18 protein-coding genes are annotated in these 20675 nt (G+C 75.4%); 9 read left to right on the forward strand and 9 right to left on the reverse strand.

Features of this window, described 5'->3' with window-relative positions; genetic code table 11:
* Window positions 1–186: 186 nt before the first annotated feature.
* The gene (locus ACGFZ2_RS01030) at window positions 187–759 is read right to left on the reverse strand and encodes a hypothetical protein (RefSeq protein WP_393448801.1); all 573 of its coding nucleotides are present in this window, start codon (window positions 757–759) and stop codon (window positions 187–189) included.
* 214 nt (window positions 760–973) lie between these two features.
* On the opposite strand from ACGFZ2_RS01030, the gene ACGFZ2_RS01035 reads away from it, so the two are divergent.
* Together ACGFZ2_RS01035 and ACGFZ2_RS01040 are read left to right on the forward strand one after the other, a co-directional pair.
* Window positions 974–1672 (forward strand): CBS domain-containing protein, encoded by a 699-nt coding sequence (locus tag ACGFZ2_RS01035; RefSeq protein ID WP_393448804.1) that lies wholly within the window; start codon window positions 974–976, stop codon window positions 1670–1672.
* A gap of 324 nt (window positions 1673–1996) precedes the next feature.
* On the forward strand, window positions 1997–2947 hold the full coding sequence (locus tag ACGFZ2_RS01040) for a TerC family protein (protein ID WP_393448807.1): 951 nt from the start codon (window positions 1997–1999) through the stop codon (window positions 2945–2947).
* 41 nt (window positions 2948–2988) lie between these two features.
* On the opposite strand, the gene ACGFZ2_RS01045 is transcribed toward ACGFZ2_RS01040, so the two are convergent.
* Entirely contained in the window at window positions 2989–3717 is a 729-nt protein-coding gene (locus tag ACGFZ2_RS01045) for a helical backbone metal receptor (RefSeq protein WP_393266166.1), read from the reverse strand.
* Between the two features lie 34 nt (window positions 3718–3751).
* The gene (locus ACGFZ2_RS01050) at window positions 3752–4321 is read right to left on the reverse strand and encodes a GNAT family N-acetyltransferase (protein ID WP_393266163.1); all 570 of its coding nucleotides are present in this window, start codon (window positions 4319–4321) and stop codon (window positions 3752–3754) included.
* Between the two features lie 157 nt (window positions 4322–4478).
* Between ACGFZ2_RS01050 and ACGFZ2_RS01055 the strand changes: the two genes are divergently transcribed.
* Window positions 4479–5363 carry a hypothetical protein gene (locus ACGFZ2_RS01055; protein WP_393266160.1) on the forward strand — a complete coding sequence of 295 codons (885 nt, stop codon included), beginning with the start codon at window positions 4479–4481 and terminating at the stop codon, window positions 5361–5363.
* A gap of 36 nt (window positions 5364–5399) precedes the next feature.
* Here the strand turns inward: ACGFZ2_RS01055 and ACGFZ2_RS01060 are convergent, their stop codons facing one another.
* Together ACGFZ2_RS01060 and ACGFZ2_RS01065 are read right to left on the reverse strand one after the other, a co-directional pair.
* Entirely contained in the window at window positions 5400–6656 is a 1257-nt protein-coding gene (locus tag ACGFZ2_RS01060; protein WP_393448810.1) for an MDR family MFS transporter, read from the reverse strand.
* A 398-nt stretch (window positions 6657–7054) separates the two neighbouring features.
* A complete protein-coding gene (locus ACGFZ2_RS01065) occupies window positions 7055–7402 on the reverse strand; it encodes an Lsr2 family protein (RefSeq protein WP_357699401.1) in 348 nt (115 codons plus the stop codon).
* A 324-nt stretch (window positions 7403–7726) separates the two neighbouring features.
* Between ACGFZ2_RS01065 and lon the strand changes: the two genes are divergently transcribed.
* Entirely contained in the window at window positions 7727–10063 is a 2337-nt protein-coding gene (gene lon, locus ACGFZ2_RS01070; RefSeq protein WP_393448813.1) for an endopeptidase La, read from the forward strand.
* An 88-nt stretch (window positions 10064–10151) separates the two neighbouring features.
* Here lon and ACGFZ2_RS01075 read toward each other — a convergent pair whose 3' ends face one another.
* Entirely contained in the window at window positions 10152–10634 is a 483-nt protein-coding gene (locus ACGFZ2_RS01075) for an SgcJ/EcaC family oxidoreductase (RefSeq protein WP_393448816.1), read from the reverse strand.
* A 55-nt stretch (window positions 10635–10689) separates the two neighbouring features.
* On the opposite strand from ACGFZ2_RS01075, the gene ACGFZ2_RS01080 reads away from it, so the two are divergent.
* On the forward strand, window positions 10690–11154 hold the full coding sequence (locus ACGFZ2_RS01080; RefSeq protein WP_393448819.1) for a MarR family winged helix-turn-helix transcriptional regulator: 465 nt from the start codon (window positions 10690–10692) through the stop codon (window positions 11152–11154).
* Window positions 11155–11248: 94 nt separating this feature from the next.
* On the opposite strand, the gene ACGFZ2_RS01085 is transcribed toward ACGFZ2_RS01080, so the two are convergent.
* Together ACGFZ2_RS01085 and ACGFZ2_RS01090 are read right to left on the reverse strand one after the other, a co-directional pair.
* On the reverse strand, window positions 11249–13045 hold the full coding sequence (locus tag ACGFZ2_RS01085; protein ID WP_393448822.1) for a DEAD/DEAH box helicase: 1797 nt from the start codon (window positions 13043–13045) through the stop codon (window positions 11249–11251).
* Window positions 13046–13148: 103 nt separating this feature from the next.
* Window positions 13149–14015: a hypothetical protein gene (locus ACGFZ2_RS01090; protein WP_393448825.1), complete on the reverse strand. Its 867-nt coding sequence runs from the start codon at window positions 14013–14015 to the stop codon at window positions 13149–13151.
* A 133-nt stretch (window positions 14016–14148) separates the two neighbouring features.
* On the opposite strand from ACGFZ2_RS01090, the gene ACGFZ2_RS01095 reads away from it, so the two are divergent.
* On the forward strand, window positions 14149–15306 hold the full coding sequence (locus ACGFZ2_RS01095) for a sensor histidine kinase (protein ID WP_393266140.1): 1158 nt from the start codon (window positions 14149–14151) through the stop codon (window positions 15304–15306).
* Window positions 15303–15908 carry a response regulator transcription factor gene (locus tag ACGFZ2_RS01100; protein ID WP_350681505.1) on the forward strand — a complete coding sequence of 202 codons (606 nt, stop codon included), beginning with the start codon at window positions 15303–15305 and terminating at the stop codon, window positions 15906–15908. Before ACGFZ2_RS01095 ends, ACGFZ2_RS01100 begins: the two co-directional genes overlap by 4 nt.
* 75 nt (window positions 15909–15983) lie before the next feature.
* Here ACGFZ2_RS01100 and ACGFZ2_RS01105 read toward each other — a convergent pair whose 3' ends face one another.
* Window positions 15984–18203 (reverse strand): family 43 glycosylhydrolase, encoded by a 2220-nt coding sequence (locus ACGFZ2_RS01105; protein ID WP_393448828.1) that lies wholly within the window; start codon window positions 18201–18203, stop codon window positions 15984–15986.
* A gap of 133 nt (window positions 18204–18336) precedes the next feature.
* Here ACGFZ2_RS01105 and ACGFZ2_RS01110 point away from each other — a divergent pair, with 133 nt between their 5' ends.
* A complete protein-coding gene (locus ACGFZ2_RS01110) occupies window positions 18337–19083 on the forward strand; it encodes an ArsR/SmtB family transcription factor (protein ID WP_393266136.1) in 747 nt (248 codons plus the stop codon).
* Between the two features lie 647 nt (window positions 19084–19730).
* A complete protein-coding gene (locus ACGFZ2_RS01115) occupies window positions 19731–20570 on the forward strand; it encodes an isocitrate lyase/phosphoenolpyruvate mutase family protein (protein WP_393448831.1) in 840 nt (279 codons plus the stop codon).
* Window positions 20571–20675: the final 105 nt, after the last annotated feature.

Consider the following 20675-nt stretch of genomic DNA (forward strand, 5'->3'; position numbering starts at 1 on the left):
GGCGACCGGTCGGCGCGCGGCGGTCCCGGGAGCCGCTCGTGTGCGTCGACGTGTCGGCGATGCGCGAGCCCCTCGGCGCCGCCGGGCCGGAGAGCCGGGTCCGGCCAGGCGCGACGACTCGGGCGTACGCACGGACCAGCGGGCGTCACCGGTGGTGACGCCCGCTGGGTGAGGTGCCGGACCAGGTCAGCGGAGCCAGGGGAACCGCCGGACGAGGGGGAGCTTCGCCCAGGCCGCGCCCAGGCCCAGGGTGGCGCCGGCGTTGACGAGCGCGAGACCGACCAGCAGGGCCGCGTTGAGCAGGTGGTCGTCGAGGAAGGGGTTGTTCTCGGGGGGCAGGACGACCGTCCACATCATCACGTAGAGCACCACGCCGGCGACGGCGGCGATGCGCATCCCGATGCCGAGCAGCAGCGCCACGCCGATCGCGGCCAGGCCGGCCATGAAGAGAACGTCCGCCCAGGCGGCCCCGGCGATGCCGTTGTAGAAGCCCTTGAAGGGGCCGGCCGCGCCGAAGGTCAGGAAGCCCTTGGTGGGGCTGCCGCCGTTGATCCAGGCGTTCTTCGCCTCGGTGGCGTGCCCCAGGCCGAAGACCTTGTCCAGGAACGCCCAGAGGAAGGTCCAGCCGAGGGCGATGCGGATGCCGGCGAAGACGTACCGGGTGGCACGCTCCCGGGTGGTCTCGGCGGGGTGCCGGGTCTGTGTCGCAGGGGCGATGGTCCCGGCGGTGATCCGTTCGGTCGTGGTCATTGTCTCCACGTCCCTTCGTGTGCCTCGCACCGCGCTTCCCGGTGGCATCTTCATTGGACACCCGCCGACGCTCGCCGGGCAGGGCCGACCGGGCCCCGTCGGACCGGGACCTTGGGCCCCTTCCACACCGGTCCACCCGGCCGTGCCGACCCGGTCTCGCGACCCTGACCCGGCGGGCGGTCGTGGCCATACCGTCGCAGGTGCCAACGGCAGGGAGGTCGTGATGAGGACGTGGCAGGTGGGCGACGTGATGACGCGGGACGTCGCGACGGTGGGGGAGGAGACCCCCTACCGCGAGATCGTCGACGCGCTGGTCCGGCGGGGCATCAGCGGCGTGCCCGTGGTGGACGGGTTCCGCCGGGTGCTCGGCGTGGTGTCCGAGTCGGATCTGCTGCACAAGGTGGAGCGGGCCGGTCACCCGGACGAGCGGCGGATCTTCGAGGGGCGGCGGCGCCGCAGCGCCCGGGAGAAGGCCGACGCGCTGCTGGCCCGCGAACTGATGACCGCGCCGCCGGTGACCACCTGGCCGGAGGCGACGATCTCCGCCGCCGCGCGGCAGATGGACCGGGAGTCGGTGAAGCGGCTGCCGGTGCTCGACGATCTGGGCCGGCTCGTCGGCATCGTCACCCGGGGCGACCTGCTGCGGGTGCACCTGCGTACGGACGCGGAGATCCGCGAGGACGTGGTGCAGGAGGTGCTGCGCCGGGTGCTCGCGGTGCGGGACGGCCTGGTCACCGTCCAGGTGCGCGACGGTGAGGTGACGCTCGACGGCCGGCTGGACCGGCGCAGCGCGGTCGAGCTGGCGGGGCGGCTGGCCGGGCAGGTCAGCGGCGTGGTCCGGGTGACCAGCACCATCGCGTACGACGTCGACGACCGCACGCTGGTCGAGCGGGACGCGGGCCGGGCCACCCCGGTGGCCTGACCGGCGACGCCCGGGCCCCGCCGTCCGGGCGGGGCCCGTCGGCGTGCCGCCCGCCCGGCCCGCGCACCCCTTCGGCCGACGGCCGCCGGCACCCGGGGCCCGGGAGCCGCCGGGTAGCGGCGACCGGGCCTGGCCGGCGTCCGCCGACTTGCCCGGACGGCCGTCGGCCGGTGGGCGGCTCGCCTAGGCTCGGGGGCGGGCGCGGGGTGGCTCCGCCGCCGAGCCCCGCGCCGCGGGGACCGCGCCCGCGCCGGAGCCGCCGGGCATGCGGCGCGCGCCGGGAGCGGAGCCGCCCTGTCCCGTCGTGGATGCGGAGGGCGCCGGGTGGACGAGGCGACGTTCGCGGCGCCGCTGTGGGCCTGGGCGGCGGTCGGCGCGGTCATCGCCGTCATGCTGGCCGTGGACCTGCTCTCCCACCGCGACAACCACGTGATCGAGCTGCGCGAGGCGCTGGTGTGGAGCGGCGTCTGGATCACCGCCGGGCTCACCTTCGGCCTGGTGGTCTGGCTCTGGTGGGGCGGCGAGCCCGCCGTGGCGTACTTCTCCGGCTACCTGCTGGAGAAGGCGCTCTCGGTCGACAACGTCTTCGTCTTCGCGCTGCTGTTCGGCTACTTCCGGGTGCCCGCCGGTTACCAGCACAAGGTGCTCTTCTGGGGGGTCGTCGGGGCCCTCGCGTTCCGGCTGGCCTTCATCTTCGCCGGTGCCGCGCTGCTGGAGCGGCTGGCCTGGGCCGGGGTCGTGCTCGGTGCCTTCCTGGTCTGGACCGGGGGGCGGCTCGCGGTGCGCGGCGAGCCGGACGTCGAACCGGACCGCAACGTCGCGGTCCGGGTGTTCCGGCGGCTGGTCCCCACCGAGCCGCGCTACCACGGCGGCCGGTTCACCGTCCGGGTCGACGGCCGGCGCAGAGCCACCCTGCTGCTGGTCGCGCTGATCGCGATCGAGGCCACCGACGTGGTCTTCGCGATCGACTCGGTGGCGGCGATCCTGGCCATCACCACCGACACGTTCCTGGTCTGGACGGCGACGGCGTTCGCCGTGCTCGGGCTGCGCAGTCTCTACTTCTGCCTGGCCGGGCTGCTGCGGCACTTCGGCTACCTGCGGTACGGGCTGGCCGTGCTGCTGGCCTTCGCCGGGGCGAAGCTGATCCTGGCCGAGACGCCGGTGGGGAAGCTGCCGGTCTGGCTCACCCTCGCGGTGGTGGTGCTGACCCTGTCGGTCGCGATCGGCTGGAGCGTGCTCGCCGTCCGTCGGGAGCGCCGGCACGCGGGCGCCTGACCCGACGGGCGCGTCGACCGCCGGGCGACGTGCCCGGGCGGTCAGCCCGGCCGGACGACCGGGTCGGCGAGCTGGGCGGAGAGCAGGGCGGGCGCCGCGGCCAGGGACGGGCCGTACCAGGTCAGGTGCCGCCCGGAGAGCAGCGCGCACGGGATGCCGGGAAACGCCTCCGGCCCGTCGTCGGCGGTGAACCGGTACGGCTCGTCCGGCAGCACCACCAGCTCCGGCTTTCGGGCGCGCAGCTCCTCGAGGCTCGGACGGGGATAGCGTTCGGCGTCGTCGGCGTACAGGTTGGTGACGCCGAGTCGGCGCAGCACGTCCCCGGCGAACGTGTCGGCGCCCAGCACCACCCACGGGCGACGCCAGACCGGCACCACCGCCCGGCGGGGCGGCCCGGCCGCCGGCGGGGCGGCCCACGCCCGGCGGGCCGCCGCCAGCCACTCCGGCTCCGCCGGCGCGCCCAGCTCGCGGAGCAGGTCGCCCAGCTCGGTCAGCGCCTCGTCGACGGTCCGCGGGTAGGTGACCCGCACCGGCACGCCGGCCGCGGCCAGGGCCTCGGCGTCGACGCGGCGGTTCTCCTCGACGTTGAGCAGCACCACGTCCGGTCGTAGCGCGAGCACCCGGTCCAGGTCGGGGTACTTGCTGCCACCGACCCGCGCCACGTCCAGCCCCGCCGGGTGGGTGCACCAGTCGGTGGCCCCGACCAGCAGGTGGGGCAGGGTCAGCGCCACCGCCTCGGTCAGCGACGGCACCAGCGACACGACCCGCACCGCGCACCCCCTGTCGACAACCGGTCCCGCTCGATCATGCCCCGGCGGCGGGGGCCAGCCACTCCTGCCGGGTCAACGCGTACTCGACCTCGCCGTGCTCCGCCCCGTCGATCATCTCCGGCCAGTCCCCGACGTACGTGCGCACGAAGCGCAGCCCGGACTTCTCCATCACCCGGCGGGAGGCCGCGTTGACGGCCATCGTGTTCGCGGTGACCCGTTGCACGCCCAGCTCGGTGAAGCCCTTGTCGATCAGCGCCCGGCAGCCCTCGGTGGCGAGGCCGCCGCCCCAGGTCGCCCGGCGCAGGCGGTAGCCCAGCTCCACCTCGCGGGCGTCGCCGTCGCGTGTCGGGCGGAACTCGAACCAGCCCAGGAACTCGCCCGACCCCCGGCCCAGGGCCGCCCACCAGCCCAACCCCGGCGGCCGCCGGTAGTGGGCGAGGATCCGGGGCAGGGTGCGCTGCCGGACCACCTCCGGCGGGGTGGGACGCCCGCCGGTGAGGTATCGCATCACCTCGGGGTCGCCGTCCAGATCGACGAGGAGTTCCGCGTCGTCGGGGGTGAACTCGCGCAGCACCAGCCGGTCGGTGCTCAGGAAGAGCGTCACCGGCCCATCCCACCGGGCGGCCCCGGGCGGCTCAACCGAATTCCCCGCTCGTGCCGCCCCCGCCGCACCACCCCGGCTCCGGCCATGATCGACGGCCTAGACTCGCTCCGGGCCGACGAGTCGGCCCGGGCGACGGCAGGACGGACGGATCACGCGGATGACGAGCACCGGTGGCGGGGACGGTTCCTGGCTGCGCGCGGTGACCGGGGACGGCGGTCGCGGCCCGCTGCTCACCCGGGCCGGCCAGCTCGTGTACGGCGCCCGCCGCCTCGGCGAACTCGCACACGGGCGTCCGACCGGCATCACCGGCCACCAGTGGAGTACGGCCACCCGGGAGGGCTACGACTTCGTCGTCTGCGCCGCCGACACGGCCCGGCCGGTCTTCGCCGTGGAGGTCGGCCCGGTCGCGCCCGCCGGCTCCGCCGGGCAGCGCGCCGAGCGGATGAAGAACGTGGTCGCCGAGGCGGTCGGCCTGGCGGTGCTGCGGATCGGGTCGCCCACGTTACGCGCCGACGAGCACGGGCGACGGATCGTGGCGTACGTGCTCGACGCCCGCGCCTACGCGGCGCTCGGTGCGGGGGAGCCGGAGGCGGGGGAGGTGCCCCCGATCGGGTTCCGCGACATCTTCGGCCGGCTGCCCGACGGGCGGACGGGCCACGTCAACGACCTCGGCGCGCTGGCCCGGGCCGCGGCGGTCGACGCGTACGTGTCGCGGAGGCTGGTGGACCCGATCGTCCGGGGGCTGCACCTGAGCTGGCGGGGCGGGCCGGCCGAGGGGTGGAGCTGGGTCGAGGTGCGTCCCGGCGCCTGCCTCGTGGAGCGGGTGACGGTGCACGAGCAGCGGGTCTCCGCCGGCGTGGACCCGGCCCGCCTGGCCGAGGACCTGGCGGCGATGGCCGTCGGCCAGCGGCTGCGCGAGCTGGAGACGGCCGAGCCGGTCCTGACGCCCCGCGAGGAGCTGCTCGCCGACATCCGGCTGCTCGAGTCGCGGCGCGACGAGATGGCGCACGGGTTCGCCTTCGCGCACCTCTGCGCGGACTGACCCGCCCCGGCGCACCCCGGCGGTCCCCGCCTGTCGTCAGGCCACGGCTGCCGCCGTCCGGCCGGGGGCGGCGGCCGAGGTGGCACCGGCCCGCAGGGCCTCGATCCGCCTGGCCCGGGGGCGGACCGCGAGGAGGTTGCCGGCGGCGACCAGCAGGGCCAGACCGAACAGGCCCAGCCAGAGGGCGTCGGTGGAGAACCGGGCGGCGACCAGCCCGCCGAGGGTCGGCCCGGCGAAGCTGGCGAAGGCGTAGCCGAGCGAGTAGACCCCCTGGTAGCGGCCGCGCTGCGCCGCCGGCGACAGGTCCGCCGTCAGCGCCGAGTTCGCCGGGGTCATCAGCATCTCGCCGAGCGTCCAGACGGCGACCGTGAACGCGTAGAACCACACCGCGTCGGCCAGCGCGGTCAGCGCGAAGCCGGCGCCGACCACCACGACGGCGGCGGCGATGGTGCGGGACCGGTCGAAGCGGCCGACCAGCCGGGGCACGAAGAGCTGCCCCAGTACGATCATCAGCCCGTTGACCGCGATGACCGGCCCGTACGCCGACGCCGGCAGGCCGTCGGCCTGCAACGCGACGGGGAGCATCACGCTGCCCTGGATGCAGAGCCAGGCCAGCCCGGTGAGGGCGGTGAAGGTCAGGAAGACCCGGTCGCGCAGCACCGTGCCGAGCCCGCCGGAGTCGGCGCGGGTGAACTGCCCGACGGTGACCGGGGCGGGGCGCGACTCGGGCACCTTCAACCCGATCAGCGCGGCGGTGCCGAGCAGCACCGCCGCGTTGACCAGGAACAGCAGCAGCGGATCGGCGCGGACCAGCAGGCCGGCGACGGTCGCGGCGACGGCGAACCCGATGTTGATCGCCCAGTAGTTGAGCGTCAGGGCGCGCAGCCGGTCCCGCTCGCCCACCACGTCGATGATGGTGGCGGTGAAGGCCGGTCGGGCGACGCCGAGGAAGAGCCCGAGCAGGAGGGTGAGCGCCGCGACCGCCGTGGGGTGGTTGCTCAGGCCCAGCGACAGCGCCGCGGCGGCGGCGGCCACGTTGCCGGCCAGCATTGCCGGCCGCCGCCCCCACCGGTCCGCGACGACCCCGCCGAGCACGCTCCCCGCCGCGCTGCCGGCCCCGTGCAACCCGATCACCACTCCGGCGTACGCGGGGCTGAAGCCCCGCACCGAGACCAGGTAGACGCCGAGGTAGATGGCGACGAAGCTACCCAGCCGGTTGATCAGCGTGGCCGTCCAGAGGTACCAGAACGTGCGGGGCAACCCGCCGGCCGTCTGGCTCCACCAGCGCGTCATCCGCCACCCCCGAGATGCGTTTGCGTAATGCCCGACAAAGCTGTCGCTCATTACACTCCGGGGGTGCGACGGTCTCGGGTCGCGCGGGCACGAATCGTGGCGGTGATCACCCGCGCCCGGGGCCGCCCGGGTCGCCACCGGCCGCTTCGCCGCCTTGGGCGGGTCGCCGGTCCTCGGGCCGGATCCCGGTTCCGTCCGGTCGCGGGAATCCGCCCGGCGCGGTCACTCGGGGGTCGCCCGGCGATCCGTGGGGGCCGCTCGGCGAATGCGCCGCCCGCGAATGCGTCCGCCGCCGGATGCGGGCCGTGCGAATGGGCGGCCGTGGGAAAAGACCGGCGGGGCCCCGCTGATTCCGCAGCGTGACCCCGCGTGGACGCGAGCGTGAACCCGGCGCCAGGTCAGCGGTTCTTGTACGCCTCGGCGACCTCGACCGGGATGCGGCCGCGCTCGGAAATCTTGTAGCCGTTCTTGACGGCCCATTCCCGGATGGCCCGGTTCTGCTCCCGGTCCATTCCCGCGCCGCCCGGGGTGCCCGCCCGGCGGGGTGCCCGCCCGACGTCGACGGTGCCGCGCCCGATCCGCCGGCCAGCGCTGATGTACGGGTCGAGGGCCTTGCGCAGCACGCCCGCGTTCTCGTCGGAGACGTCGATGGTGTACGCCACGCCGTCCAGACTGAACTCGACGGTCCGGTCAGCCTTTCCGCCGTCGAGGTCGTCGGTCAGAACAGTGATTACTTTTCTCGCCATCGCCAATTACTCCCTGTGTGGGGCGGGGTGTGGTCAAAGTTTGACCTATCGCACCGCAATTGCGCAACAATACGCGTCGTTTTCATTTCGGCGGGTCGCGTTATCGCGGGAAATCGGCGCGGCCGGCGCAAAGGCGGGGGAGTTCGGGTGGCCAGCACGTCGGCGTGGCCGGCGAGCGCCGCGGCCTCGGCGCCGGTGCGTGAGTTGATGCTCCCGGACGCGCCAGGTGGCGCGGGGAAGTGGTCTGGGTCACAGTGCGGAACAAGGGGAACGCTTTGTTACTTGAGTTGGACACGCTCAACTCAACGCGATAGCAGGTGTTCGATGGCAACTCTTCCGGTACTGCCCCTGACCGACGCCGTGCTGCTGCCCGGCATGGTCATCCCGGTGACCCTCGACCCCACCACCCAGGCCGCTGTCGACGCGGCCCGCGCCACCGGCGAGGGCAAGCTGCTCGCCGTACCCCGCCTCGATGGCGAGTACGGCCCGATCGGCGCGGTCGCCACCATCGAGAAGGTGGGCCGGCTGCCCAGCGGCGAACCGGCCGCCGTCGTCCGCGGCCTCTCCCGCGCCCGGATCGGCTCCGGGGTCCCGGGACCCGGCGCCGCCCTCTGGGTCGAGGCGACCGAACTCGACGAGCCCGCCCCCGCCGGCCGCGCCCGCGAACTCGCCCGCGAGTACCGCGCCCTGATGACGTCCGTGCTCCAGCAGCGCGGCGCCTGGCAGGTCATCGACGCGATCGAGCGGATGACCGACCTCTCCGAGCTGGCCGACTCGGCCGGCTACGTCTCCTGGCTCAGCCTCGCCCAGAAGACCGAGCTGCTCGCCGCGCCGGACGTCACCGCCCGGCTGGAACTGCTCGTCGGCTGGGTGAAGGACCACCTGGCCGAGCAGGAGATCGCCGAGCAGATCAACACCGACGTCCGCGAGGGGCTGGAGAAGTCCCAGCGGGAGTTCCTGCTCCGCCAGCAGCTCGCCGCCATCCGCAAGGAACTCGGCGAGGACGAGCCGGACGGCTCCGCCGACTACCGCGCCCGCGTCGAGGCCGCCGACCTGCCCGAGAAGGTACGCGAGGCGGCGCTGCGCGAGGTCGGCAAGCTGGAGCGGGCCAGCGACGCCTCCCCGGAGGCGGGCTGGATCCGCACCTGGCTCGACACGGTGCTGGAGATGCCGTGGAGCACCCGTACCGAGGACAACACCGACCTGGCCGCGGCCCGCGCGGTGCTCGACGCCGACCACGCCGGCCTGGCCGACGTGAAGGACCGCATCCTGGAGTACCTCGCGGTGCGCAACCGGCGTGCCGAGCGGAACCTCGGCGTCGTCGGTGGCCGCGGCTCCGGCGCGGTGCTCGCCCTGGCCGGCCCGCCCGGTGTCGGCAAGACCAGCCTCGGCGAGTCGGTCGCCCGCGCGCTCGGGCGCAACTTCGTCCGGGTCTCCCTCGGCGGTGTCCGCGACGAGGCCGAGATCCGGGGCCACCGCCGCACGTACGTCGGCGCGCTGCCTGGCCGGATCGTGCGCGCCCTGCGCGAGGCCGGCTCGATGAACCCGGTCGTGCTCCTCGACGAGGTCGACAAGCTGGCCGTCGGCTACTCCGGCGACCCGGCCGCCGCCCTGCTGGAGGTGCTCGACCCGGCGCAGAACCACACCTTCCGCGACCACTACCTGGAGGTCGACCTCGACCTCTCCGACGTGCTCTTCCTGGCCACCGCCAACGTGGTGGAGGCCATCCCCGGCCCGCTGCTGGACCGGATGGAGCTGGTCACCCTGGACGGGTACACCGAGGAGGAGAAGGTCGCCATCGCCCGGGACCACCTGCTGCCCCGGCAGCGGGAACGGGCCGGGTTGACCGTCGAGGAGGTCGGCTTCGGCGACGACGCCCTCGCCCGGATCGCCGGCGAGTACACCCGGGAGGCCGGCGTGCGCCAGCTCGAACGGGCGCTGGCGAAGATCCTCCGCAAGGTCGCGGTGGCCCTGGCCACCGACCCGGCGCCGGTCCGTGTCGACGCCGACAACCTCGCCACCTACCTCGGGCGGCCGAAGTTCACCCCGGAGTCGGCGGAGCGGACGGCGGTGCCCGGCGTGGCGACCGGCCTGGCGGTCACCGGCGCCGGCGGCGACGTGCTCTTCATCGAGGCCACCAGCATGGAGGGCGAGCCGGGGCTGACCCTGACCGGCCAGCTCGGCGACGTGATGAAGGAATCCGCGCACATCGCGCTGTCGTACCTGCGCTCCAACGGGCGCCGGCTCGGGCTGGACCCGAACGCCCTCGCCGGGCGGCGGATCCACCTGCACGTGCCGGCGGGCGCGGTGCCCAAGGACGGCCCCAGCGCCGGCATCACCATGGTCACCGCCCTCGCCTCGCTGGCCGCCGGCCGGCCGGTGCGGCCCGAGTTCGGGATGACCGGTGAGGTGACTCTCTCCGGCCGGGTGCTGCCCATCGGCGGGGTGAAGCAGAAGCTGCTCGCCGCCCACCGGGCCGGCCTGACCGAGGTGATCATCCCGGCCCGCAACGAGCCGGACCTCGACGACCTGCCGGCCGAGGTCCGTGAGGCGTTGACGGTCCACACCCTCGCCGACGTCGCCGACGTGCTCGCCCTGGCGCTGCGCCCCGCCGACGTCGACGCGGACGCCCTGGGCGGCCAGGCATTGACCGCGGCCTGACCGGCCCGTCACCCGGCGGCCCCCGTCACCCGGCGGCCCCCGGCGCCCCGGGGGCGCCGGGGGCCGCCGCGTGTGCGGGTCCCGCCGGTCAGGCGCGGCCCAGCCCGAGCCGTCGGGCGTACCGCCCCATCGTGCGGGACAGCCGGGCCGGTGCCGAGTCGGGCGCGGGGATCCCTATCGGGCGGACCCGACCGTTGTGCAGCGCGGTGAACCGCCACCCGGCCGGCGTCCGCACGGCGACCAGGGTCTGGCGGGACAGCCGGCGCCGGGGCGGCCGGGAGCGCCAGGGCATCAGCACCGAGCCGGTGCCGTGCACGACGGCCACGTCGGCGGTCACCGCCCGGATCGACTCCACCTCGCCGACCAGCGCCGATCCGGCGAGTACGCCCCGGAAGAGCCGGTCGTGCGCGTCCTGCATCGGTGCCCGTCCGGCCGCCCGGGTGCCGTCGTACGACACGTAGTCGGAGTCCTCCGTGAAGCAGGCGCCGTACGCGACCGCGTCGTTGTCGGTCCACGCCCGTAGCAGCCGGTCGAACAGCTCGCGGATCTCCCTGCGGTCGTTCTCGGTCATGGTCGCTCCCTGCTAAAGTTCGACTGTCGAAATCTAAGCTAGCAGGAAGATTCGAATGTCGAAAAGTGAGCTGGTGTACCGCGTGGCCCGGGAGATCCGGCTGCTGCAGCAGAGCTCTGACGCCTTCGACGAGGCGGCCGCCGGCCGGCTGGGGATCAACCGGACGGATCTGCGGGCGCTGGACGTCGTCCTCGGCCACGGGCCGGTGACGGCCGGCGAGTTGACGGCGGCGCTGCGGCTCAGCCCGGCGGCCACCACCACCGTCATCGACCGGCTCGAACGGGTCGGCCTGGTGGCGCGTACCCGGGACGCCGCCAACCGGCGTCGGGTGCTGGTCGAGGCGACCGAGGCGGCCCGGGCGGCCGAGCAGAGGATCTACCGGCCGGTCGGCGAAGCCGGCCTGCGGGCGCTGACGCGGTACGACCACGGACAGCTCGAGACGATCGTCGACTTCCTCACCACCGCTCGCGCCGTGCAGCAGGAGCACGCCGAACGGGTGGCCACGGAGCCGGCCGACTGACCGCTGCGCGAACGCGACGAGACCCCCGCCCGGAACGGCGGGGGCCTCGGTGCGCGCGTGCTGCTTGTCGCCGGTGGGGACGGTGGTGTCGTCGTCAGCGCCGGTCGCGCCGGTCGCCGAAGTCGCGGTCGCGGCGCTCGCGCCGGTCGGCCCCGTCGAAGCGGCGCTCGCCGCCGCCGTCACCGTCACGATCCCGGCGTACGGTCGCCTTGCGGCCCTTGATCGTGCTGCCGCGCAGCCCCGCGATCACCTCGTCGGCCACGGCGTAGGGCACCTCCACCAGCGAGAACCGGTCGGCGATCTCGATCGAGCCGATGTCCCGGCCGCTGACCCCCGTCTCGCCGGTGATCGCGCCGACCAGGTCCTGCGGGCGGACCCCGGCACGCCGGCCGAGGCCGATGAAGACCTGCGTGGTGCCGCCGGTGCGGGGCCGGCCACCGCCGCGCCGCTCGCCCCGGCCGCCGCCCTCCGGCCGCCCCTCGCGCGGAGCCCGGACCGGCACCTGCGGGATCTCCTCCTCGTCGTCGGCGCCCGGCGAGGTCGCCTCGTGCGCCAGCTTCACCGCCGCGAGCGCCACCTCCACCAGGTCGAATTCGTCGGTCAACGACTCGACGATCGCCCGGTACGGGTCGAGGTCGTCCTCCAGCAGGCTCTCCCGCAGCGCGCCCTGGGTCAGCTCCAGCCGCCGGGTGCGCATGTCCGCCACCGTCGGGATCTTGTCGATGGTGATCCGCTGGCCGGTGACCCGCTCGATGGTCTTGAGCATCCGGTGCTCGCGCGGCTCGGCGAGGGTGATCGCCACGCCCTCCCGCCCGGCGCGGCCCACCCGGCCGATCCGGTGCACGTACGACTCGGGGGCCGACGGCACGTCGTAGTTGACGACGTGGGTGAGCTGCTCGACGTCGAGGCCGCGGGCGGCCACGTCGGTGGCCACCAGCAGGTCCGCGGTGCCCGTGCGCAGCCGGCCCATCACCCGGTCGCGCTGCTCCTGACTCATCCCGCCGTGCAGCGCCTCGGCCCGGTAGCCCCGGCCGTTCATGGTCTCGGTGAGCCGGTCGACCTCTTCCCGGCTGCGACAGAAGACGATCGCCGCGGTGGGGGACTCGACGTCCAGCACCCGGCCCAGCGCCGCCGGCTTGTGCGCCCGGGCGACGATGTACGCGCTCTGCCGCACCCGGGGCGCCTCCCCGGCCACCGGCTGCTCCCGGGCGATGAGGATGCGCACCGGGTCGGTCAGGTGCTGGCGGGCCAGCCCGTCGATCCGCGCCGGCATCGTCGCCGAGAACAGCACCGTCTGCCGCTGCGCGGGCGTGTGCTCCAGGATCGCCTCGATGTCCTCGGCGAAGCCCATGTCGAGCATCTCGTCGGCCTCGTCGAGCACGACCGTGGCCAGTGAGCCCAGGTTGAGCGTGCCCCGGGCGATGTGGTCCAGCGCCCGGCCCGGGGTCGCCACCACCACGTCCACGCCCATGTCCAGGGCGCGCAGCTGCCGGCCGATCGGCTGGCCGCCGTAGATGGGCAGCACCCGGGTGCCCAGGTCCTTGCCGTAGCGGTGGAACGCCTCCGACACCTGCACCGCCAACTCCCGCGTCGGGACCAGCACCAGCGCCACCGGGTCGCCGGGCCGCTCGTCGGGCATCCGCTGCAGCAGCGGCAGGGCGAACGCGGCGGTCTTGCCCGTACCGGTGGCCGCCTGCCCGAGCAGGTCCCGCCCGGCCAGCAGGGGAGGGATCGCCTCCCGCTGGATCGGCGTGGGCTCCTCGTAGCCGAGGGCGGACAACGCGCCCAGCAGCTCGGCGCGCAGTCCAAGATCCGCGAAGGCGGTCACCTCGTCGGGGGTGTCCGGGGAGGGGTCGGTCGGTGGGTCGTGCCGTACGGGTGCGGAACTCATGCGGCAAGCTTTTCATCATCGCCGGCCGGCGGTTCCGGCGACCGGCACAACAGCCCGCCGGGGTGGGTCGCCGCCCCGTGCCGGCGACCCACCCCGGTCGGGGTCAGCGGGTCAGCAGAGCCAGCACGACGGCGAGCCCGACGACCATGTCGAAGACCGCGCACCACTCGGCGTAGCCGCGCGGGACGACCCGGTTCGCGCGGTGGTGCACCACGTCCCAGGCCGCGTGTCCGAGCCAGCCGGCGGCCACCAGCCAGCCCGCCAGCCCGTGGTCGACCACGGTGGCGACCAGCGCCAGCGCCGCCCAGCCGGCCAGCCCGGCCACCTGGAGGACGAGCATCCGGCGCTCGCCCAGCTGCCCGCGCGCCGCGCCGATGACCAGGTAGGCCGCCGGCAGCGCCAGCAGGAACAGCGCCGGGGGCACCCACGGGGAGAGGAGCATGTCCAGCGTCACCAGCAGGGCGAGCCCCGTCGGCCAGCGGCGCACCAGCGCCGCCAGCAGCCGGTGACGCGGAACCACGCGGGCGGCGGCCGGGTGCCGGGCGTACTCGGCGCGCCGCCGCAACACCGCGAGCGCCATCGCCGGGAGCATCAGCAGGTGGCTGCCGAGGAGCATGGCGTCCGCGCCGACCAGCCCGGCCCGGAACGGTACGAACAGCACCAGGACCGGCAGGTACATCGCCGCGATCATCTCCCCGACGGCGGCCCAGGAGTGCCTCCGGTACCGCATCCACACCGCCATGCCGACGCTCATGTCCGTCGCCATCAGCACGGCGCCGACGTCGGCCCGTCCGAGGTCGGGGGAGACGCCGAGCGATGTGCCCACGGCCGCGCGGAGCGGCCCGAGCAGCAGCATGCCGGCGATCATGGCCAGCGCCATCTCCAGCAGGTGCCGCAGGAGCGCGGCGCGCGGTCGCGCGTGACCGACGTGCGGCGTCGTCGGGTTGGCGTTCGTCGTCGTCTCCGTCATGCCACCGAGCCTGCGGCCGGACGGGCGCGCCGGACACCCGCGCCGTGTCACCGGTCGACCGTGCGGAACGCACCGCCGATCCGTGCATCCCGCGTACGGCGGTGGGCCGCCGCCACGCCCTACCATTCGGACCGTGGCGTTCGACCCGACGGTGTCCGGACCGGACCGGCGCCTGCGCCGGGCCCGGACCGGTGCGCTGGTGTCCCTCGCCACCGGGGTGGCCTCCGGCCTGTTCCTGCCCGCGATCGGGCTGGCCCGGGAGCCGTCGGGCCTGCGGGTGGCGCTCGGTGCGGTCGGGCTCGCCGCGGTCGCCGCGGTGCTGGCCGTGGCCCTGTACGCGACCGTGACACCGGACGTGGCGGACCGGGTCCGCCGCCGGTGCCGCGTGGCGTTCGCCGCCGTGGCGGTGCTGAGCGTCCCGCTGGTGGCGCCGGTCGCCGCCGGAGCGTGGCCCACCTGGGCCTGGCTGGGCGCGGCGGTCGTCGGCGCGGTGCCGCTGGTCGCCCGGTTGCGGATGGTGGTTCCCGTGGCGGCCGCCACCCTGCCGGTCGCCGCGGCGGTGGCGACGGCGACCGGGACGCCCGTGGGTCGGTCCCTGGCGATCAGCGGCGGCGTCGGCCTCGGCATCGCCGCGGTGAACGGATTCCAGGTGTGGTTCTGGGAGCTGCTGGTGCAGGCCGACCGAGGGCAGGTCGCCCAGGCGAGCCTCGCGGCGGCGCAGGAGCGGCTGCGCTTCGCCGGCGACGTGCACGACCTGCTCGGGCACCACCTCACCGTCATCGCGCTGAAGGCCGAACTCGCCGCCCGGCTCGCGGCCACCGACGCGGAGCGGGCCGGCCGGGAGGCGGCCGAGGCGCAGCGGCTGGCCGCCACCGCACTGACCGAGCTGCGCCGCACGGTGCACGGCTACCGCCGTGTCGACCTCGCCGAGCAGGTCGCCGCAGTCGGGCAGGTGCTGCGCTCCTCCGGGGTGCGGTGCACCGTGGTGCCGCCCGCCGGCGAGCTGCCGGCGGAGGCGGCCGCCCAGCTCGCGGCGGTGCTGCGAGAGGCCGGCACCAACGTGCTGCGGCACAGCCGGGCCGGCTGGTGCCGGATCGAGATCGACCAGGAGGCGGACGTGGCGCGGATGACGGTGACCAACGACGGCGCGGGCGCGGCCGGCGCGCCCGACCGGCACAGCCACGGCCTGCGCGGGCTGGCCGAGCGGCTGGCCACCGCCGGCGGGGAACTGCGCACGCACCGGGAGGACGGCGTCTTCACCGTCGAGGCGACCGTCCCGACGGCGTCATGATCCGGGTCCTGCTCGCCGACGACGAGGAGCTGATCCGGGCCGCCCTCGCCGCCCTGCTCGACCTGGAGGAGGACCTGACGGTGGTGGCGCAGGCGGCCGACGGCGGGGCCGCCGTGACCGCCGCCCTGGCGCACCGCCCCGACGTGGCCGTCGTCGACCTGGCGATGCCCGGCCCCGACGGCTTCCAGGTCGCCGCCGAGCTGGCCCGGGTGCTGCCGTCCTGCGCGGTGGTGATCCTCACCGGCCAGGGTCGGCCGGCACACCTGGCCCGCGCGCTCACCGCCGGGGCCCGCGGGTTCCTGCCCAAGGGCGCGCCCGGCGGGGCGCTCGCCGACGTGATCCGGCGGGTGCACGCCGGCGGCCGGTACGTCGACCCGGCGCTGGCCGCCGACGCGTTGACCATCCCGCCGTGCCCGCTGACCCCGCGCGAGCTGGACACGCTGCGGCTGGCCGAGGACGGCGCCCCGGTAGCGGTGGTCGCCCGCCGGGCCCACCTGTCCAGCGGCACGGTCCGCAACTACCTCGCCGCGGCGGTGCAGAAGCTCGGTGCGACGAGCCGGGCGGAGGCGGCGCGGACGGCCCGGGACAACGGCTGGCTCTGACCGGCCGCCCGCCAGCCTGGCGGCTCTGACCGGCGGACCCCCTGCCGCCCCTCGACGGCAGGGGGTCCGATCCGCTCAGCGGTGGAAGCGCAGGTAGTCGAACTGCGCGGTGAGCGCCGGATCGGCGCCGCCGTGGGCGACCAGCCCGATCCGCGGGGCGGTGTCGGCCGGGAAGGTCCACACCCCGCCCCACGTCCAGTTCCGCCCGTCCCGGCTGGAGCCGGCCCGGAACTCGTGCTCGCCGGTGGCCGGGTCGACCCGGTGCGCCAGCCGCAGCCAGGTGGTGGTCGCCGGGGTGCCGACGATGTTGCCGCCGTAGACCGGCCGGCCGGCGAAGGGCAGTTCGTAGCCGTACTCGACCTGGCGGGTGTTCCAGATGGCGACCTGCGCCAACCGGGCGAAGCGGTCGTCGTCGACGTAGGCGACCAGGCCGGCCTGCTGGTAGTTGCGCACGGTCTCCTCGCCGAGGTCGAGCGTCACCTTCGTCTCCACCACGTAGTCGCCCGTCGGCGCGTCGCGCAGCAGCACGCCGGCGCTGTTGCCGGTGCCGGTCAGGTCGGCGCCCTGCACGGGCCAGCGCAGCGCACCGCCGGACACGGTGGCCGCCGGGTCCGGCCGGACCCACCGCCACGCCGGGTCGAGCCCGTCGGTGAACTCGTCGGAGAACGCCGGCAGCAGGCCGCCGGCCCGGGGCTCGGGCGCGGCGTGCCGCACCGGCCGGTGCAGCCGGGCGACGCTGACGTTGTCGAACCCGGCGTCCCCGCCGGTGGCGGTCAGCGCGATCCGGCCGACGACCGGCCCGTCCAGCCGCAGCGACAGCGCCGCCACCTGGTCCCCGAGCCGGGCCGGGCTCAGCTCGGCCGTGAGCTGCCGGCCGCGTACCTCGACGGCGAGGTTGTGCCCGGCCGCCGCGTCGAAGCCGGCGGGCAGCGGTGCGCTCGCGGTGCGGGCGCCGTCCCGGGCGACCAGCCTGCCGGCGGCGGTGTCCACCCGCACCGCGACACGGGCGCCGAGGGTCAGCCCGGCCGCCCCGGTGGCGGCGGGCCGCAGGTCGGCCTCCGCGCGCAGGTCCCCGCCGACGGACGTACGGCCGGCCAGCGTGCCGCTGCCGGTGAGCCGGCCGCCGGAGACCCGCCAGTCCCCGGCGGTGCCGCGCCAGCCGGCGAGGCCGGCGTCGAAGCGTTCGTCCACCCGGCCGGTGGTGACCGGCGCGGGCCGGGCGCCCTCCGACGGGCCGGCGCCGGCGTTCACGGTCGGCCAGCCGTCGATCCAGTCGAGGCGGTCCAGCAGCATCGGCCGCTCGTTGATGCCGAACGGCTCGTCCAGGTACGGGTCGGCCCGGTCGATGGCGTGGTAGACGATCCAGTCCTGGCCGGACAGGTCGGTCAGGAATCCGTTGTGACCGGTGCCGATCCAGCGGTTGCCGTTCTGGGCGAGCACGGGGGTGCCGCCGGCCCGGGAGGCGGTCAGCGGGATGCCGTCGCGGTCGACAAACGGGCCGCGCGGGCTGCGCGACCGGCCGACGTGGACGGAGTAGCCGGTGGCCGGGCCGGCACAGCAGTTGGCGGTGGAGGCGAACAGGTAGTACCAGCCGTCGCGGCGCAGCACGTAGCTGCCCTCGAACTTGTTGTCGATGGCGACCGGCGTCGGCGCGCCGACGGCGCGCAGCCCGTCGGGGGAAAGTTCGGTGACCGAGATGCCGCCGTAGTAGCTGCCGTAGTAGAGGTAGTGCCGGCCGTCGACGTCGGTGAACTGGCTCGGGTCGATGGTCCACAGCCAGCCGCCGCCACCGCCGGGGCGGGGCGCGACCACGGGCTCGTCGGCGAAGGTCCACGGGCCGGTCGGGGTGGGCGCGGTGGCCGCGCCGACGGCGAAGTCGCCGCCGTCGGGGGAGACGGTGGTGTCGGTGACGGTCACGTACATGACCCAGCGGTCGTCGACCCGGCGCACGTCGGGGGCCCAGAAGCCGGCGCCGGGCGCCGCGTACACCGGGCGCTGGTCGGCGCCGAAGGCGTCCCCGACGTACGTCCAGTCGACCAGGTCGGCGGAGCGGGCGGTGGGCACCCGGTGGAAGGTCCCCTCGCCCTCGCGCAACGGGTCGGTGGTGCCGTACGCGTACCAGAAACCGTCCTCACCACGGACGACCACCGGGTCGGCGAAGGTGTCGGCGAACCCGGCCGAGACCGGGTTGCGGTAACGGGGGTCGGGCGCGGCGGCGGCCGGCGCGGACGCCGTTCCGGCCAGGGCCAGACCGATTACGGCGGCGAGCGCGCCGGCGCGGCGGAGATGTCCCATCAGACCTACCTCGGGTGGGGGAGAAGTCGACCTGGATCACTGGGTCCGTTTCTACAACGTTGGATACAACGTTGTAAAGGCGGAAGGCGACACTTCGGTGGGCACCGGAACGTGCCCGTGCCAGCATGGTTCCGTGACCACCACCGCCACGGACGGCCCGACCCTGGCCCGGCTCGCCGCCCTGCTCGCCGACGACACCCGGGCCCGCATCTGCCTGGCCCTGCTCGACGGCCGGGCGTGGGCGGCCGGCGAGCTGGCCCGGCTCGCCGGGGTGGCGCCCTCCACCGTCAGCGATCACCTCACCCGCCTCGTCAGCGGCGGGCTGCTGGTCCAAGAGCGGCAGGGGCGGCACCGTTACGTCCGGCTCGCCGGTCCCTCGGTGGCCCAACTGATCGAGGACCTGGCCGGCCACGCGCCGGCGCGGCCCCAGCCCGTCCGCTCGCTGCGCGCCGCCCGCGCCGACGCCGCCCTGGCGTACGCCCGCACCTGCTACGACCACCTCGCCGGCCGCCTCGGCGTGCTGCTGCGCGACACGATGCTCGACCGCGGGCTGCTCGACGGCGCCGACGGCCTGGCGCTGACCCCGGCCGGGCTGGGCTGGCTGGACGGGCTCGGGGTGCCGGTCGCGCCGCTGCGGTCCGCCCGCCGCCCCCTGTTGCGCGACTGCCTGGACTGGACCGAACGCCGCCCGCATCTGGCCGGCGCGCTGGGCGCCGCGCTGTGCACCCGGTTCCTCGACGCGGGCTGGCTCACCCGAGGCGGCGGCCGGGCCGTCCGGCTTACCGCGGCCGGCGGTCCCGCGCTGGCCGCCGCGCTCGGCCTCGCCCCGGCCGACCTCGCGCCCGCCGCCGCACCGGATACCGGCGGCGGCCGCGCCTGACCCGACTCGCGCCTGACCCGACTCGCGCTGAACCCCGGAACGTGCGGCCCCAGGGGTCCGTGCCCATTGGTCGGCGTCCCGCCGATGCCCCGCCCCGTCCGGCGGCGCCTTCGGATTCGACCCCTGAGACCGACGGCGTGCAAGTCCGCCGCCAATCTCCTTACCGACGGTGACGGATCAGGGGCGTCACTCTCTGTGGCGGTCGGCGATCCAGTCGCCCGGTTCACCCTGGCCCCTTTGCTCTGCACCCATCCACGCACCACAGGACTGACCTGGCGCTTCATTGGTCCGGTGCTGGTTGAGCGGGCAAGCTTCGTTGACTTTCCGTAGCTGGCGCGGCCGCGGGTGCAGAGCAAAGGGCGTGAGGTAGCGGTGGCCGGTTGGCTCGGGCCGCCACGTTGCGTGTTCGTCCCGCCTTGCGTCAGCCGGCCGCCACGATCCGCGGCGTGTCCTTGGGCCTGCTGAGAGGCGGGCCAGGGCATCCGCGATCCGGCCGCGATCCGGCCGCGATCAGGCCGCCACCGGGCGCGCGGCCCCGGCGTCGGCCGGAGCAGGCTCCTGGCCGCTCGGCCCGGAGGCGTGGCACCGCGCGCCGGGTGGCCGACGTTTCGGCGGGCGCCGAATGCTTTCGGTCCTACCGTCGTGGGGTGACTGTCGACGACCTCGTCATCCCGCCCGCACCCGGCACCCCGATGAACGAGCGCTGTGCCGCCTTCCACGCCCTGCACCACGCCGACCGGCCGCTGCTGCTGCCCAACGCCTGGGACCACGCCAGCGCCGCCGCGTTCGCCGCGCGCGGACACCCGGCGGTCGGCACCACGAGCCTCGGGGTGGCCGCCGCCGCCGGGCTGCCGGACGCGGCGGCGGCCACCCGGGCGGAGAACCTCCGGCTGGCCCGGGCGCTGCGCGGCCTTCCGGTGCTGCTGAGCGTCGACATGGAGGCGGGCTGCGCCGACGACCCGGCGGCCGTCGCCGACCTGGCGGCCGAGCTGGCCGCCCTCGGGGTGGTCGGGATCAACATCGAGGACGGCCGGGCCGACGGCACCCTCGACCCGCCGGCGCTGACCGCGGCCAAGGTGGCCGCCGTCAAGGCCGCGGCGCCGGCCCTGTTCGTCAACGCCCGCACCGACACGTGGTGGCTGGGGGTGCCCGACCCGCTGCCGGCGACCCTGGCCCGGGCCCGGGCCTACGCGGATGCCGGCGCCGACGGGATCTTCGTGCCGGCGGCGCCGGACGCCGACACCATCGGCGCCCTCGTCGCGGGGATCGACCTGCCGCTGAACGTGCTGTACCGCCCGGGCGGGCCCACCCTCGACGAGCTGCGGGCGATCGGCGTGGCCCGGGTGAGCACGGGCTCGCTGCTGTTCCGGGCCGCGCTCGGCGCCGCCCTGGACGTCCTGGACGCCGTCCGGTCCGGCGCCGCGCCGGACCGGGAACCGCCCTCGTACGCCGAGGTGCAGCGGTTGAGCGGCGCGTCCCGGCCGTAGCCGTTCGTGCCCGCCCACGCCCCGGAGCTGGCCCTTAGGAGGAGATAAGAGGATTGTTCGTACTTATCCCGTCGCGCCTGGTTACGTTGTGCGTAGGGCGATGCA

The organism is Micromonospora sp. NPDC048063 (genome assembly GCF_043202855.1).
GTDB lineage: Bacteria > Actinomycetota > Actinomycetes > Mycobacteriales > Micromonosporaceae > Micromonospora.